17 protein-coding genes and 1 other RNA gene are annotated in these 14,121 nt (G+C 46.8%); 13 read left to right on the top strand and 5 right to left on the bottom strand.

Going from position 1 to position 14,121, the window contains the following annotated elements:
* Window positions 1-77: 77 nt before the first annotated feature.
* Window positions 78-451, top strand: an RNA gene (gene rnpB / locus BW42_RS16155) — RNase P RNA component class B.
* A gap of 111 nt (window positions 452-562) precedes the next feature.
* The gene (locus BW42_RS05890; protein WP_035408447.1) at window positions 563-1,708 is read left to right on the top strand and encodes a class I SAM-dependent RNA methyltransferase; all 1,146 of its coding nucleotides are present in this window, start codon (window positions 563-565) and stop codon (window positions 1,706-1,708) included.
* Window positions 1,709-1,779: 71 nt separating this feature from the next.
* On the opposite strand, the gene BW42_RS05885 is transcribed toward BW42_RS05890, so the two are convergent.
* Both BW42_RS05885 and BW42_RS05880 read right to left on the bottom strand, forming a co-directional pair.
* A complete protein-coding gene (locus BW42_RS05885) occupies window positions 1,780-2,925 on the bottom strand; it encodes a site-specific integrase (protein ID WP_035408445.1) in 1,146 nt (381 codons plus the stop codon).
* A gap of 83 nt (window positions 2,926-3,008) precedes the next feature.
* The gene (locus tag BW42_RS05880) at window positions 3,009-4,259 is read right to left on the bottom strand and encodes a hypothetical protein (RefSeq protein ID WP_035408444.1); all 1,251 of its coding nucleotides are present in this window, start codon (window positions 4,257-4,259) and stop codon (window positions 3,009-3,011) included.
* 562 nt (window positions 4,260-4,821) lie between these two features.
* On the opposite strand from BW42_RS05880, the gene BW42_RS05875 reads away from it, so the two are divergent.
* Together BW42_RS05875 and BW42_RS05870 are read left to right on the top strand one after the other, a co-directional pair.
* Complete coding sequence (locus tag BW42_RS05875; RefSeq protein WP_035408443.1) at window positions 4,822-5,412, top strand: hypothetical protein; 591 nt, start codon at window positions 4,822-4,824, stop codon at window positions 5,410-5,412.
* Window positions 5,413-5,441: 29 nt separating this feature from the next.
* The gene (locus tag BW42_RS05870; RefSeq protein WP_035408442.1) at window positions 5,442-6,287 is read left to right on the top strand and encodes an SMI1/KNR4 family protein; all 846 of its coding nucleotides are present in this window, start codon (window positions 5,442-5,444) and stop codon (window positions 6,285-6,287) included.
* 56 nt (window positions 6,288-6,343) lie between these two features.
* Here the strand turns inward: BW42_RS05870 and BW42_RS05865 are convergent, their stop codons facing one another.
* On the bottom strand, window positions 6,344-6,532 hold the full coding sequence (locus tag BW42_RS05865) for a hypothetical protein (protein WP_029341400.1): 189 nt from the start codon (window positions 6,530-6,532) through the stop codon (window positions 6,344-6,346).
* Window positions 6,533-6,719: 187 nt separating this feature from the next.
* On the opposite strand from BW42_RS05865, the gene BW42_RS05860 reads away from it, so the two are divergent.
* The 4 genes from BW42_RS05860 (at window position 6,720) to BW42_RS05845 (ending at window position 8,324) form a co-directional block, all read left to right on the top strand.
* Window positions 6,720-7,010, top strand: coding sequence for a hypothetical protein (locus tag BW42_RS05860; protein WP_035408441.1), 291 nt, complete (start codon window positions 6,720-6,722; stop codon window positions 7,008-7,010).
* Window positions 7,011-7,035: 25 nt separating this feature from the next.
* Window positions 7,036-7,536 carry a GNAT family N-acetyltransferase gene (locus BW42_RS05855; protein ID WP_035408439.1) on the top strand — a complete coding sequence of 167 codons (501 nt, stop codon included), beginning with the start codon at window positions 7,036-7,038 and terminating at the stop codon, window positions 7,534-7,536.
* 19 nt (window positions 7,537-7,555) lie between these two features.
* Window positions 7,556-7,774 carry a hypothetical protein gene (locus BW42_RS05850; RefSeq protein ID WP_035408437.1) on the top strand — a complete coding sequence of 73 codons (219 nt, stop codon included), beginning with the start codon at window positions 7,556-7,558 and terminating at the stop codon, window positions 7,772-7,774.
* 73 nt (window positions 7,775-7,847) lie between these two features.
* Window positions 7,848-8,324 carry a glutathione peroxidase gene (locus tag BW42_RS05845; protein ID WP_035408435.1) on the top strand — a complete coding sequence of 159 codons (477 nt, stop codon included), beginning with the start codon at window positions 7,848-7,850 and terminating at the stop codon, window positions 8,322-8,324.
* 79 nt (window positions 8,325-8,403) lie between these two features.
* Here the strand turns inward: BW42_RS05845 and BW42_RS05840 are convergent, their stop codons facing one another.
* A complete protein-coding gene (locus tag BW42_RS05840; protein WP_035408433.1) occupies window positions 8,404-8,865 on the bottom strand; it encodes a hypothetical protein in 462 nt (153 codons plus the stop codon).
* Window positions 8,866-8,868: 3 nt separating this feature from the next.
* The gene (locus tag BW42_RS05835; RefSeq protein ID WP_035408431.1) at window positions 8,869-9,780 is read right to left on the bottom strand and encodes an EamA family transporter; all 912 of its coding nucleotides are present in this window, start codon (window positions 9,778-9,780) and stop codon (window positions 8,869-8,871) included.
* 156 nt (window positions 9,781-9,936) lie between these two features.
* Here BW42_RS05835 and BW42_RS16570 point away from each other — a divergent pair, with 156 nt between their 5' ends.
* From BW42_RS16570 to BW42_RS05815, 5 genes are all read left to right on the top strand, one after another.
* The gene (locus tag BW42_RS16570) at window positions 9,937-10,377 is read left to right on the top strand and encodes an SMI1/KNR4 family protein (protein ID WP_231496866.1); all 441 of its coding nucleotides are present in this window, start codon (window positions 9,937-9,939) and stop codon (window positions 10,375-10,377) included.
* A 138-nt stretch (window positions 10,378-10,515) separates the two neighbouring features.
* Window positions 10,516-10,890: a hypothetical protein gene (locus BW42_RS16565; protein WP_231496865.1), complete on the top strand. Its 375-nt coding sequence runs from the start codon at window positions 10,516-10,518 to the stop codon at window positions 10,888-10,890.
* A gap of 36 nt (window positions 10,891-10,926) precedes the next feature.
* On the top strand, window positions 10,927-11,355 hold the full coding sequence (locus tag BW42_RS05825) for a BsuPI-related putative proteinase inhibitor (protein WP_035408429.1): 429 nt from the start codon (window positions 10,927-10,929) through the stop codon (window positions 11,353-11,355).
* A gap of 444 nt (window positions 11,356-11,799) precedes the next feature.
* Window positions 11,800-12,693 carry an N-acetylmuramic acid 6-phosphate etherase gene (murQ, locus tag BW42_RS05820; RefSeq protein WP_255344363.1) on the top strand — a complete coding sequence of 298 codons (894 nt, stop codon included), beginning with the start codon at window positions 11,800-11,802 and terminating at the stop codon, window positions 12,691-12,693.
* A gap of 12 nt (window positions 12,694-12,705) precedes the next feature.
* Window positions 12,706-14,079, top strand: a complete 1,374-nt coding sequence (locus BW42_RS05815; protein ID WP_035408424.1) for a PTS transporter subunit EIIC — start codon at window positions 12,706-12,708, stop codon at window positions 14,077-14,079.
* The last annotated feature ends 42 nt before the right edge of the window (window positions 14,080-14,121 follow it).

Genomic DNA, 14,121 nt, shown 5'->3' with positions numbered 1-14,121 from the left:
CTTTTTCGTTTGTAAAACGAGAATTACCTCTTGCAGGAAAGCGGCATCTACGCTACACTCATAAGCAGTGACTATGTTGGTTCGGACAATCGCGGGGCATTTCGATGCTTTGAGGAAAGTCCATGCTCGCACAGCCTGCGATGGCTGTAGTGATCGTGCTACACTAAAAGATAAGTGTAGGCAGCGTCAAGCTGACGGCAGAAGGAACGCCTAAGTCTTCGGATATGGCCGAAACTTCTTGAAGGTGCCACAGTGACGGAGCTTCATGGGAAACCATGAAGGTGGAACGAGGTAAACCCCACGAGCGAGAAACCCAAATTTGGTAGGGGAATTTCCGGAGCGGAACTGAACGCAATGGAGAGCGTATGCAAATACGGAGATAGATGATTGTCGCCTGCGTGTGAGGGTCAAACCGTTTGGAACACTAAGGAACAGAACATGGCTTACAGGACCACATAGGCTGTTATTTTTAAGTTGAACGAGAGTCCAGGTCCACCCTGGGCTCTTTTTTTATTGCAATGAAACGATACTGTGGAAGAAACGATAAAGGAGTGAACGCGATATGGCAAAACGCTTAGTCATCGCGACAGCGGCGATGGGAATCGAAGCGCTCGTCGCAAAAGAAGTCCGTGCGTTAGGATACGAGTGTACGGTCGAAGACGGAAAGGTCTACATCGATTGTGAGATGGAGGACATTCCCCGTTTGAACATGTGGCTCCGGACAGCGGACCGGATCAAACTTGTCGTTGCTGAGTTCCGCGCGACAACATTCGAAAAATTGTTCGATCAAGTCAAGGCACTACCGTGGCACGAATTGATGCCGTGGGATGCGAACTTCATCGTCAACGGTCGTTCGGTCAAATCGAAGCTGTTCTCGATCCGTGACTGTCAAAAGATCACTGAGAAAGCGATCGTCTCGCACATGCAAGAGCAGTACAACAAAGGAACGGAATGGTTGCCGAAGACCGGCGCAAGCTATCCGATCGAAGTCGCCTTGTTAAAGGATATCGCAACATTAACGATCGATACGTCAGGCGACGCATTACACAAACGTGGATACCGTGAATTCCACTCAGCAGCTCCACTGAAAGAAACGATGGCAGCAGCGATGCTGATGCTGACGAACTGGAAGCCGGATATGCCGCTTTACGACGTCTTCACCGGTTCAGGCACCCTGGCAATCGAAGCGGCGATGATCGGGCGTAATATCGCACCAGGCATCAACCGTGAGTTCGTCTCACAAGAGTGGAAATGCATTCCGAAGAAAGCGTGGTTCGATGCGATCAAGGAAGCGAACGAAAAAGCGGAGTGGGACAAACCACTGAAGATTTACGCAAGCGATGTCGATCCAGAGATGGTCAAGCTCGCGAAAACAAACGCAGAACTCGCAGACGTCCGCGATGCAATCAACGTCATGCAACGCGACGCAGCAGACTTCAAACCGAAGGAAGACTTCGGTGTCATCATCGGAAACCCACCGTACGGGGAACGTTTGGAAGACGCACGTGAAGTCCATCAGTTGTACCGCAAGATTGGTACGGCGTATAAAGAATTCCCATACTACAGTGTCTACATGATCACGTCGTATGTTGAGTTCGAAAAAGCGTACGGTCGCCCAGCGACGAAACGTCGGAAGCTCTATAACGGGAATATCGAAGTTCAATTCTATCAGTATTATGGTCTCCGTCGAAAAAGACCGCAGTCTTAAGCCATTTTTTGAGGGTGACGGACCGCCAGTTCACACTCAGTTCCCACTTTTTAATTTTTTTCGCCAAAATGTCATGAGCCGCTCGGTTGAGCGGTTTTTTTGTCGTCCAATAATGCTGCGAATTGATTGGCGGTATTTTCCTGTAATGTGTGAATTACATGGGCATACGTATCCATCGTCGTTTTGGCATCTGCATGACCGAGTCGTTCCTGGATGACCTTCGCGTGCGTACCCACTTCAAGCAGCAACGTCGCATGGGTATGACGCAATCCGTGCAGGGTGATCGAGGGAAGTCCTGCGGATTCGAGTGTCAAGTGATGCCGTCTCCGGAGTCCTGAGTGCCATAGGTAGGCACCGGTCACACCCGTACAGATGAGGTCCTCTTCGTTGCGCCAGCCGAGCCGGACTTGATCATACTTCTGTTCCCGTCGGATTCGCTTCAATTCTTCGATGGCGACATCCGGGATCGTGATGACACGGACCTTCTTTCCCTTCGTCTGCGAGAAGGAATACCCACCCGCCGTTTCGATTGCTGTCCGCATGACCATGATGCGTTTACGTTCAAAGTCGACGTCCGACCAACGGAGCGCCGTCGCTTCCCGTGCCCGCATGCCCGTGTAGGCAATCAACATGACAGCTGCATAGTTCCCCGTCGTCATGACCGTACGCGCTGTCGTCAGGTACTCGGATAACTGTTGCGCGGAGAGCGTCGCCATGTCCTTAACGCCTTCCTTCAACTTTGCCACTTCCGAGAAGGGATTTGAAGCGTGGTTCGTGAAGCCCATTCGTTTTGCCCATGTGAACAGACCGACCATGATCGCGCGACGGGAATTGATCGTCGATGCCTTCAGTCCTTTCTTGTCCCAGTCGACGAGCAGGCGTTGCGCGTGAGCAGGCGTCACTTCCTTCGACTGCATCTTCTTGAACCAGGCAGGGATTCCCTTGACGATGTTCACATATGAATGATAGGTCGTCTCTGCCTTACTCAGCCGGACGTGGTCCTCGAGCCACACGTCAAGCATGTCTCCGACGCGTCGTGTGTTAATCACCTTCCGGATGGACCCGTCCCGCCGTTGGCGCAATTGATCTGCGACCCAAAATTCGACTTCCTTCTTCAGCTCGGACGAGAAGGAACGCTGGATCCGTTTGCCGGTCTCGTCGAATCCCAGATTGAGCCGGACCTTCCAACGTCCGTTCGGTTGTTTGTAGATTTTCATGTTGTAACTTCCTCCTCTTGCGTACATACGTTCTATTCCTGTCTGTAAGAAAAGGCACCTGAGTGCCTTCAGTGTACACCTTTTTATGAGCCGTCTTCATCCGCATGACTCATAAAATATTTGGAGTATGCTTCAGTGTTCGGTCGAGTTAGTCGCTTCATGTTAGCAAGCGTATCTCTAATATCACTTGCTAACTTCTCGGCGTCCGGATAATCCTGTTTATCGATGCTATAAAATTGCTGTTGAAGTTCCGAATAGAGTCGATTCAATTCATCTTGATTTGCTACTAGTTGTTGAGTGGTCTGTTGGAGTTCTGGCGGGGAAGCAGTTTGCTGCATCGTCATGATTTCTTTTCCAGTCATATCAATCATCGATTTTAATTCAAATAGGCTTGAGGATACAGGCGCGACCACTTTCCCTTTGTCTGTTCCTATAGATGCGTTCAAATCATCGATTTTGAACATCATTTGATCGAATCCTGGAGAGATATTATAAATGGCTGCTAACAAAGTTCCGGTATCGTATGACGATTCAGTTACTTCATCTTCCACCTTAGTATCTTCTACTGTTGATTCTTCTGTAACTGGTTCTGCCACAACAGGTTCCTTGTCTTCTACAGAATCCGGTTGCTCCACTACGTCATTTGTAGCGTCGATGTTCATGTCGTAGCGAGTGTCATCCATGTTCTTAAAGTTGATTGGAGAATTCAGTTTTTTAATCATGTCTTTTTTTAGACTGTTAAACAGTCCTAGATGAATCCAGTAGCCGCTTGCTTTTTGAAAGTAGCGTTCCGTGTCCATCAAAACCATATCCGAAAAGTTATCGAGATTCATTTGATCGAGCTTATCGCGTGTGTAATAGGATTTAAGCACGGTTTCCATTTTTTCATTTCCGTTATCATCCGTCATGACGGTAGGGCGTTCGAACGCGAATAGATCAAAGTTTTTGTTTTTATATAGTTGTTTTATCAATCGAATAGAGTCGAGAGCATACGAATCTAGAAGCGTGTTCTCGCTCCAGAAGCCTGAATCCTTGTAAGTCACAATTAGCGTTTTGTTTCTTACTTTAGCGCCTTTGATGTCTTCGCTATACTTCTTTAGTTCACCATTGATCGTTTCTGGTGTCGCGTGTTCAAGATCCGCTGTAACTTCCGATTTCTTCTTCTTTTTCTTGTCTTCTGCCTTTACTTCTTTCTTCACTTCCGTCGGTTTCTCATTCTGCGCGCTGTAGATGCTGCCAAACATGCCTATGATGAGTACACCGAATATAGCGAACAGTGTACCTTTCCCGCCCATGCCGGACGGTTTCCTACCCGAACGTTTTCTCTCTTCCAATTTATATCCTCCTTTAGCAAAACACTTTAAGATTACTATTTTAACCATTTGTGTTATTTATATACATATTTATTCTAACCCAAATAGCTTTCTGATGCGACTCAGATTTAAGCGGTGGGACAACTACCTTCGCATCGACCAATCGAATACTTAGCGTATATGAATATTGAGATGTAGTTATTGCATTATTTTTAAAGAGTTATAGTCTCCGTCGGGAAAATTACAAGCTCAAGTTACAGTTGGTATTCGAGTGATCGCTGTTGGACAACCATTAAATAGTTGATGTGAAAATTCGAAAAAATTTCTTGAGAATCACTCTAGATTAAATTAAGGCAATATCAAAAATCCCTTTGAAATGACATACTTAAAAAAAGTACAAACTTCGAAAGAGTTTTTGATTAGCACAAAGTATATTTTTAAGCAGGATGATACGAATAGTAGTCAAAAGGTAAACATTAATGATGTACTTATACATACTGAGGGAGAAAAACATGACTAGGATCTGGATCGAAGAGTATGAAGTAACGGATGATTTAGGACGTCTATTTGGTCATTTTTAGATGTGGATGATTCAATTAAAACGGCATATTTAATAAGTCCGTCAGAGGGAGACGAATGTATTACACCGACGAAGAAAATTTTGTTTGAGTTTTTAGAGCATCGAAATGATTTTCCGCTGTATCTGTATTTTTCAGATGAATATGTATTAAGAGAAAGACGTCAGCAGTTATTTCAGCTACATGATATTGACTACACCATTCGAACAGTTTATCCGAATCGCAAACATCATATGGATCCGCTTGTCTATTTTACAGTCGAGTTAAAGAACAAGGAAGCACTCAGACGCGTCGTTCACGAGACGTACTGGTTAGGAGAAGAGAATGTCTTCTATGTGATTTCGAATTACGATAATTTAAAATTTACGTTTGTGGAAAGGCGGCATTGGGGGTTCCAACAATATCTGTCAGTTGCTTCGTTTGATCGAACCCATCCATCGGTACTTATCGAGCCTGGTCATGACGGTTGTGGTTTTTTCATATGCTCAAACGATGTATCGATGAACTCGTTAGAAAACGTCATCCAAAATATGCCGGAAGAAATAATTATTTATCAAATCAATGATGAACTGTATGAACCTGAGGATGAAGAGTAAATTCATTCTTCAACTATCGGAGGTAATATATGAAGCCAGCCATCAGACATATCAATCCATCGTCTAAACGCCCGGGTGTATCACTCGTCGAAATAAAACGAGCAGAAAAAAGCCTCGGCGTAAAATTTCCGATGGATTACAGTTCGCTTATACAGGAATCAAATGGTGCAATCTTTCATGACTGGATACTCTATTCGATACCGACCGAATCGAGTCATTCTGAAGTTAAAAATATCATCCACCATTACGCAAATCGTCCAGATGATTTACCGGAGGATATGATTTGCTTTGGCGAACATTTAGATGGTAGACGGTTATGCTACCGGATTCGACGCCGTTTTTTACAAGAACTCGTCTTTACGTGGCATCCGAAAAAAGGACTTGAAAAATATTGCGCTTCTTCACTTGACGCATGGGTGGAATCAGAGATGTTACGCGACCGGGCAAATAAAAAGATTTCAATTGGTACTTTTAATGTTAGTAGTCGAATGCTCGTGACGGATTCGAATGAACAGGACGCAGCATCGATTATCTTGGAACAAGTGAAATCTGGGGTATGGACGGCTTCTGTCACATATGCCTCGGATGGGACGATTCGTTTACTTACTGTGTATGAAGGGAATGACCAGCCGACGGGTAAATGGACGCGTTCGCATGAGATCGCGATTGATTCGGGATATGTACTGATAATTGATGAGATTGCATTTCGTAAGCAAGAACTATCCGAAGAACTCTTTTTTGGTCAAGAAGACGTCCATTTGTTGCGAGCCGGTATCATGACCGAGTCCGGATACGGAGACGGCATCTATGATCTGAAAGTAAAGAAAAATCGAGATAAACAAATCATCGGGGTACGGATTAATTTCATGGAGTAGTAATGGAAAGACCGGACGAAGGAATGCACCTTCGTCCGGTCTTTTGCGGTATGTAGTTATTTGATGTTGTCGATGGCGTTGCCGTCTTGATCGACTTGAGTAGAAAGTCCTGTCCAGCCACGACCTTTTGTCTCCAGCCAGCTAGTGAATTCAACGAGAAATTCCTCGTGTGGTACATGTCCGCCATCTTTTTTGACGACGACATATCCGTCAAGCTTTACATATGACTCCTTCAGCGATTCCATTCGTAATCTCCTCCTAAGTAGCGGATGTGAAAGTAAGAGTATATCGCTCGAAAGATTCGTTTACAAATGATATCCATTTGTCATTAAATCTATCAAAAAGTTGTGAAATCCAACTGAAGGCGGATATACCAATTAACAGATTCCAAATATAGTAAATAAAGAGGTGGAATAAGGAGGAGACGATTCAATGTGGATCATGCTTGGGTTAGTGGCGATTGGATTTACCGCGCTGAACATCATCTTTTATTTGATCGGTAAGGATTATCGTTTCCTGATGGTGCTCGGACTGAGTTTTACGGCACTTACTTTGTGCGCCGAATACCGACTCGTCGCGGAATTCGTGGCGCGGGAGGATTGGGCAGCGTTACAGGACGTCGTACCGGGCATGGAGCGGGAACTGTGGGTATTGACGTTCATTTCGATCGGATTAAACGTGTTGCCGCTACTGTTAGACTACCGAAAAAATCGATCTCGTTGACGAATCGAAGAGGAGCTGAATCCTGATGTGCTATACATTTTCACCGCTGACGCAACGACAGGCGGAACAGATTGCCTACGAATGGCAGTATGACGGACCGTTTGCGTTTTATGATATGCCAAACGACGTAGACGACTTAGCCGAATTTCTCAATCCAGAGGAGCGGACCGAGCATTACTTCGCTGTATTGAATAGGGATGAATTGATTGGCTACTATGTATTCGAACCAAACGCAGACGTCGTTGACGTCGGGCTTGGCATGCGACCAGATTTGACGGGACGAGGAAATGGAGTGGCATTTTTAGAAGCCGGTCTTGCGTTCATCATGGACCGGTTTGCACCTAAACAAATTGAATTAGCTGTCGCGACATTCAACGAGCGGGCGATTCGCCTGTATACGAAAAGTGGCTTTCTTCCCGTCGAACGATTCCAACAGGCGACGAACGGTGGAAGCTATGAATTTTTGAAGATGCGTTTACAACCCATCTACTCGACGAAACATTTTCCAAAATTTGTAAGTAGATAAATGAAAAGGAGATGATGTCATGGCACGTTGCACGAATTGCCAATATAAGTTCAAAACGAAAGAAGTGCTCGCTGTCGGATTTGCGAAACATGGGAAAGCGTGTCCGAACTGCGGCGTGAAGCAATACATTTCAAAAGACTCGCAACATTACTTATCGCTCGGATACGTCAGTCTATTGTTCGTCTTGATTCTACCGTTCGTCATCAAACTAAGCGATAAAGAAGAGACGATTTGGTAAAGCATTACGCACATGCTTGAAAACGACAGGTAGCGCGTTTCATTTTATACTCAGGACAAAGGAGTTGAAATGCATGCAAACCGTATATGATGCAATCGTACAAAATGCAGCAGGAGAAACTGTTTCGCTAAGTGATTATGCTGGACGAGTCCTCGTGATCGTCAACACAGCAAGTAAGTGTGGGCTCGTCAAACAACTTGGCGAACTACAGGCGCTTTATGATAAATATGAGAAACAAGGAGTCACAGTGCTCGGATTTCCGTGTGATCAATTCAATCAGCAGGAGTTCGGGAGTCAGGAAGAGACGATGCAGTTCTGTCAGCTGAACTATGGCGTGACGTTTCCGATGTTTCAGAAGATCGACGTCAATGGACCGGACGAGCATCCGCTTTATACGTTCTTGAAGAAAGAACAGTCCGGCTTGCTGTCGTCGAAAATCAAATGGAACTACACGAAGTTCCTCGTCGACCGGAAAGGACAGGTCGTCAAGCGCTTCAGTCCAATCGACTCTGTCCAGTCGATTGAAAAGACGCTGCCTGTTTATGTATAATAAAGGGAACCGTTTAGCGCGAGTAGTTGCAGCGGGACGAAGAAATACCCTACCTTTGGCGAGGTAGGGCTTTTTTATGTCATTCAGCGTTGAACGAATCAAATGAATACGTGACGATCGCATCACTTCGTTTATGTCCGAGGTCGGTCAGAACTGGTGGACGGGGAGACAAGACATGAAAATCCTGTTCGAACGCCCGGAGCCAGTAATGGATCCAGTCTTTTGTAGGATCGAGTCCCATCATTTCACGTGCGAACGTCAGTAGCTTTGAATCGGTCAGCGTCAGAAGTGGAATCGGATTGATCTCGACATCTTCTTTTAGTTCATAGAGGTCCGGTGAACGAAGCAGAATCGCATCCGCTTCGAAGGTCAATCGGAAGTAATTGCAACTGTAGTCACCAACGATGACCATCGTCTCCTCCGTATGCCCACGGAAATGAAATATCAATCTGTTACCATTTGCGACATCCATCAAGAACTGATCGAGTCCGATGTTGTAATCCTCGCGAAACTGCAGTTTTTCAAGCGTGATTTCTTGCATGATTTAGCCTCCTGTCCGAGTTTGTCGTTCTTCTATCAAAACGGTTTGGCGCGTTGCTAGGCGAGACGAACTGATTAATAAGACGATACCGAGTAACAATAACGAGATCCCGAACCAAGCCGTGCCACTTAACTGTTCGCCGAGGACGAACACACCGAGCAAAGCAGCCGTCAATGGTTCACCGAGCGAGAGAGTGACGGCAGTCGACGACGGTACGTTCGATAGCCCTTTTGCGAATAACCAGTAAGCAAGCCCGGTCGCAACGACGCCGAGATGGAGGCTGATTCCGGCACCACGTGACGTGAACAGCCAGGAGAGATCGAATAAGAAGAGTAAAGGTGACAACAGAACAGCGCTCGTCGTGAAAATGACGGCAACGACCGACAGCGGCGCGTGTGTCTTGACGAGGTCTCGACTGACGAATGTATACCCGGCAAACGATAGTCCGGCACCTAGTGCGAGGACGATTCCGATTGGATCAATTGCGACCGTTCCTTGATTGTTCAGAAGCAACAGACAACCGGTGATCGATAATCCGGTTGAAGCCCACCACAGCAACGCCGGACGTTTTTTTAGGAACAGCCACTCGATACATCCGGAAAAAATCGGCGCGCTACCGATCGCGACGACGGTACCGACGGCGACACCCGTCATTAAAACAGCCGAGAAGAACAAGGGCTGGTAAGCTGCCATGCTGACGGCAGCAAGTAAAATCGTCCGCACCGGCCAGTCGCGTAACGTCAGCGTTCCTTTGAAGAGAACGAGACAGAGTAAGAACAGTCCACCGACAGCCAGACGAACGGCACCAATTGCAATCGGGTGTGCATCATCCGGCGCAAAGGCTTGTGAGGTCCCCGTCGTGCCCCAAAAGATCGCAGCGAGTAATATGAGCAACATCGATGATGATTTAGACATGGGTCACCTCTTCGAATGCAATTTTTTAAAATGATATTAGAACGAGAATACCATAGAACGAGTAGGATAGAATACACCAAATAATTGAAAAAATGGTATGGTGTATAGGGTGAAGTCGTATCATTCACGAATACGAAAATGAAAAGGATGGGACCCATGAAAGAAATGAACCAAATCGAAGCGGTACTTGACGTCTTATCACAAAAAATCAATCACGGGTCGACCTTCATTCAGCGGCGATACGATACAGGAGTCGCTCAATTCAATTTAAATGATCCGGTGACGGAACAGGCGATTCAGTCATTTGAAAAACAGTTCAAACTAACGTTACCAAGTGAATATAAGACATTCCTTCGTTTACATGACGGAGCGGAGTTGTTCATGATCCAAGGTCTCGGCATCGAACTCTATTCACTTGAAAAAGTCATTGAAATGACGATCCAGGCTAAAGAGGACGACCTGATCCATGAAGACTATGATCACTTTTTGATGATTGGCGAAATGAACGAAGGATATGTCTTGATCCAGACGGAAGATGCAAAGACGGATGAGACACCGTATATGCACTGGATGTTTCATGAGTTATCGACAGAGTAGACAGACCCAATCGGACAGAACTTCGGCACGTTCCTCGAGTATGCGATTATTGCGCAAGGCGATATGTTCTGGGAGTTCAAGGACTTCTCGATTGCAACAGATGATTATTATGTAGAGAATCACAATTCTGAAGAGGAAGTGAGCAAACCTCGACCGATTCGCTTCGTCGACTCGGTTCGCGTTGAAATCGAGTATCCGACGGCGAAGCGGGATGCGTATTTCTCGGTTAAGATTTTCGAAGGGAAACAAGAAAAAGAACGTCTTGGCAGTAGCTACGACTCGGATTCGCGCTTTGAACAAGTGATGCAATCGGTTCGAGAATATCTAATGGCAGAGCGATTCCAGTATTCGTCAATCATGGTCTTTCAAAAAGAACACCGATTTTGGCAGAACGATGACGAGACGGGTGACCCGTTGATTCGCAACCATAATCCGCAACTTCAAGGACTGAGCTTCGATGGATATCGTGCTTTCGTCGAGGAGCCACCTCGCCCACTCCCAGGGTGGGAGTAACTCAGCAATTTCTTTATACAGAATGGAGTTTTATAGATGAAAAAATGGTTGTTGATCCCTATGATTCTTTATTTGACCGGTTGTATGATTCAACCGCAAAGTGGGAGTGAGACGAATGAGACATCCTTCAAAGGGACTACGAAAGAGGGACTCGTCTTTGAATACAAATTGACGAACACAGGAGACCATGCATTTGATGTCGTAGCTCGCTCTGGGCATTTGTTGAATGTCATCGTTCGTGAGAGCAAATCAAGGACTGTCGTCTTCGATTCAAGAAAGCAACAGAGTAAAACAAGCCAACAAAAGAAACGCGTCAAAGCATCAGAAACCGTCGTTCTCAAACAAACGGTACAAGGCGGTACGATCGAGCCGGGTACATATGATATCGAATATCTCGTTGAAGAGAAAGAAAAGAATAGCGACAGTTCTAGTTCAGTAGAGGATATGGAAGAGAAATTAAAATGATTTACGCCTCTGGTGAACGACTTCTTCAATAAATATCTTAGAGCCTCATGCAGGTTCCGGTACGAATGATGCTACTAGTAACATGAGATGTAAAAAGTGGTTTCATAGGAAGCTGATTTTTGTCCTTTAGGCAACTAACGGGTGAAAATCAGCTTTTTGTTTATTAATGATACTATGCGACGCTGCTCTATCAACTGACGATTGATCAACCCTAGGTCCACGAATCCCATTGCTCCTTGAAACGATCGGTCGCGACCAAGTCTGTTCCTTACTCGATTTTTCAAAAGAGATGGTCAGCGAAGCCCGCAGGAAATCTGCTGATCCATCCTGAAAAAGAAGAAAAGAACTTTATTATTGTATATAGAAATTTAATTTCAAAATTAAATAAAAAATATTGAATTAAAATTTCTTGATTGTATAATAAAGGGAGGGATAACAGAAAGGGTGAAGCAGATGTTAGATCAGTTAGCAACGGAACGTCGAAATGAGCGCACGATGCATCTCGACGATATGTCGGTCGAAGATGTGTTGCGCGTGATGAATGCCGAGGATCAGACGGTCGCAACGGTCATTCAAACGCAGATACCAGTCATTGCTGAAGTTGTCAAACACGTCATTACGTCATTTAATGCCGGAGGACGCTTGATTTACATCGGTGCTGGTACGAGCGGGCGGCTCGGGATTCTTGATGCAGCAGAATGTGTACCGACGTTCGGGGTCTCACCAGATATGGTCGTCGGTTTGATCGCTGGTGGCGAACGCGCGTTGATTAAAGCCGTTGAGGGAGCTGAGGATAGTCGGACACTTGCCGTCGATGATTTGAAAGCGCTCCAGTTAGAAGCACGTGATACAGTCATCGGGATCGCAGCAAGCGGACGGACGCCGTATGTCATCGGCGGGCTTGATTACGCGAAGGAAGTCGGAGCGGTGACGGCAGCGATTTCTTGCAACACGGATGCGGTCATCAGTGGGCACGCGCGTTATGCGATCGAAGTCGAAACAGGTCCGGAAGTCTTGACGGGGTCAACACGATTAAAGGCTGGAACGGCACAAAAGCTCGTCTTGAACATGGTTTCGACGGCGGCGATGATCGGTGTCGGCAAGGTCTATCAAAACCTGATGGTCGACGTCCAGTCAACGAACGAAAAACTGGAGATTCGGGCGAAGCGGATGATCCGTGAGGCGACAGGAGTCGATGCCGTAACGGCGGAGCGTGTCTTTAGTGAAGCACACGGGCACGTCAAGACGGCGATCGTCATGATTCTCGCGAATGTTCCGCATGCGGAAGCCGTCGAACGATTACAGCAAGCGAACGGATTCGTCCGAGACGCACTCTAAGGGGGAAACACGATGAAGAAGGAAGAAGTGCTGGCACATGCGATTCTCGAGCACGTCGGTGGAAAAGATAATCTCCGGCAGCTTGCGCACTGTATGACGCGGGTTCGTTTATCGTTAAAGGATCCGACGCAAGCCAATATCGATGCGTTAAAGCGGATTGATGGGGTCATGGGGGTCATCGATGACGAGACGTTGCAAATCGTCGTCGGTCCGGGAACGGTCAATCGGGTAGCCGACCACTTAAGTCGCGAGACGGGACTCGCGATCGGGGAAGAGTCCGTTGATCCGAACTTGACGCCAGAAGAACGAGCTGCCGTCGAACGGCAAAAAGTAAAAGCTAAACAACAGTCACCGTTCAAACGCTTCTTGCGCCGAATCGGGAACATCTTCATTCCGCTCATTCCGGGACTCGTAGCTTCGGGGATCATCAACGGTGGTGCGAACTTCGCAAAAAATGCGGGTGTCGATGCAACACAGACATGGATGCAGATTTTACTACTGATCGGTGGGACGGTCTTTTTATATCTCGCAATCCTCGTCGGGTGGAACACGGCGAAGGAGTTCGGCGGCACGCCGGTGCTCGGGGCAATCGCTGGTGGGATTCTATTCAACCCCGTGCTTGCGGATATCACGATTTACGGGGAACCGCTCGTTGCGGGCAGAGGCGGATTGTTTGGTGTCATCTTCGCCGCTTGGCTGATGACCTATCTTGAGAAACACATCCGTCGCTTCATGCTCGCATCGATCGATATCATCTTCACGCCATTGTTGACGGTGCTGATCGTCGGATTCGCCTCGCTCTATGCGATCATGCCGGTTGCTGGACTGTTGTCTGACGGTATCATGAAAGCAATCAATGCCGTGCTTGAGGTCGGTGGACCACTCGCCGGAGCCGTGCTGGCTGGCTTCTTCCTACCACTCGTCATGGTTGGTCTTCATCATGGACTGACACCGATACATCTCGAGTTCTTGAACACGATTGGCAACACGCCACTCTTACCGATTCTTGCAATGGCAGGAGCGGGTCAAGTCGGGGCGGCAATGGCGATTTTCGTCAAAACGCGTAACCCGCGTTTGCGTAACATCATCAAGGGTGCGATTCCAGTTGGTTTCCTTGGAATCGGTGAACCGTTGTTATACGGGGTCACGTTGCCACTTGGTCGACCGTTCGTAACGGCATGTCTCGGGGCAGCGGTCGGTGGTGCCTTCCAAGCGAAGATGAAGACTACAGCACTTGGTGTCGGCGTATCCGGTTTATCGTTAACACCGTTGATCGATAACGGAATGTACTTGACGTATATCGGTGGTCTCGTCATCTCATACGTCGCAGGCTTCCTGTTCACGTACTGGTTCGGTTTCAAAGAAGAGATGGCAGACGGTATTTAAAGTAATGAAAAGCAGTTGAATCCTTCGAAAAAGAAGGAATCA

The sequence above is a fragment of the Exiguobacterium sp. RIT341 genome, assembly GCF_000632205.1.
Lineage (GTDB): Bacteria > Bacillota > Bacilli > Exiguobacteriales > Exiguobacteriaceae > Exiguobacterium_A.
This window is presented reverse-complemented; position numbering and strand designations above follow the sequence as displayed.

What these genes read in the sequence shown, in the direction of transcription:
- BW42_RS05890 (WP_035408447.1), top strand. Translation starts at nt 563, where the DNA reads ATGGCAAAACGCTTAGTCATCGCGACAGCGGCGATGGGAATCGAAGCG.
- BW42_RS05885 (WP_035408445.1), bottom strand. Translation starts at nt 2,925, where the DNA reads ATGAAAATCTACAAACAACCGAACGGACGTTGGAAGGTCCGGCTCAAT.
- BW42_RS05870 (WP_035408442.1), top strand. Translation starts at nt 5,442, where the DNA reads ATGAAGCCAGCCATCAGACATATCAATCCATCGTCTAAACGCCCGGGT.
- BW42_RS05865 (WP_029341400.1), bottom strand. Translation starts at nt 6,532, where the DNA reads ATGGAATCGCTGAAGGAGTCATATGTAAAGCTTGACGGATATGTCGTC.
- BW42_RS05860 (WP_035408441.1), top strand. Translation starts at nt 6,720, where the DNA reads ATGTGGATCATGCTTGGGTTAGTGGCGATTGGATTTACCGCGCTGAAC.
- BW42_RS05855 (WP_035408439.1), top strand. Translation starts at nt 7,036, where the DNA reads ATGTGCTATACATTTTCACCGCTGACGCAACGACAGGCGGAACAGATT.
- BW42_RS05850 (WP_035408437.1), top strand. Translation starts at nt 7,556, where the DNA reads ATGGCACGTTGCACGAATTGCCAATATAAGTTCAAAACGAAAGAAGTG.
- BW42_RS05845 (WP_035408435.1), top strand. Translation starts at nt 7,848, where the DNA reads ATGCAAACCGTATATGATGCAATCGTACAAAATGCAGCAGGAGAAACT.
- BW42_RS05840 (WP_035408433.1), bottom strand. Translation starts at nt 8,865, where the DNA reads ATGCAAGAAATCACGCTTGAAAAACTGCAGTTTCGCGAGGATTACAAC.
- BW42_RS05835 (WP_035408431.1), bottom strand. Translation starts at nt 9,780, where the DNA reads ATGTCTAAATCATCATCGATGTTGCTCATATTACTCGCTGCGATCTTT.
- BW42_RS16570 (WP_231496866.1), top strand. Translation starts at nt 9,937, where the DNA reads ATGAAAGAAATGAACCAAATCGAAGCGGTACTTGACGTCTTATCACAA.
- BW42_RS05825 (WP_035408429.1), top strand. Translation starts at nt 10,927, where the DNA reads ATGAAAAAATGGTTGTTGATCCCTATGATTCTTTATTTGACCGGTTGT.
- BW42_RS05815 (WP_035408424.1), top strand. Translation starts at nt 12,706, where the DNA reads ATGAAGAAGGAAGAAGTGCTGGCACATGCGATTCTCGAGCACGTCGGT.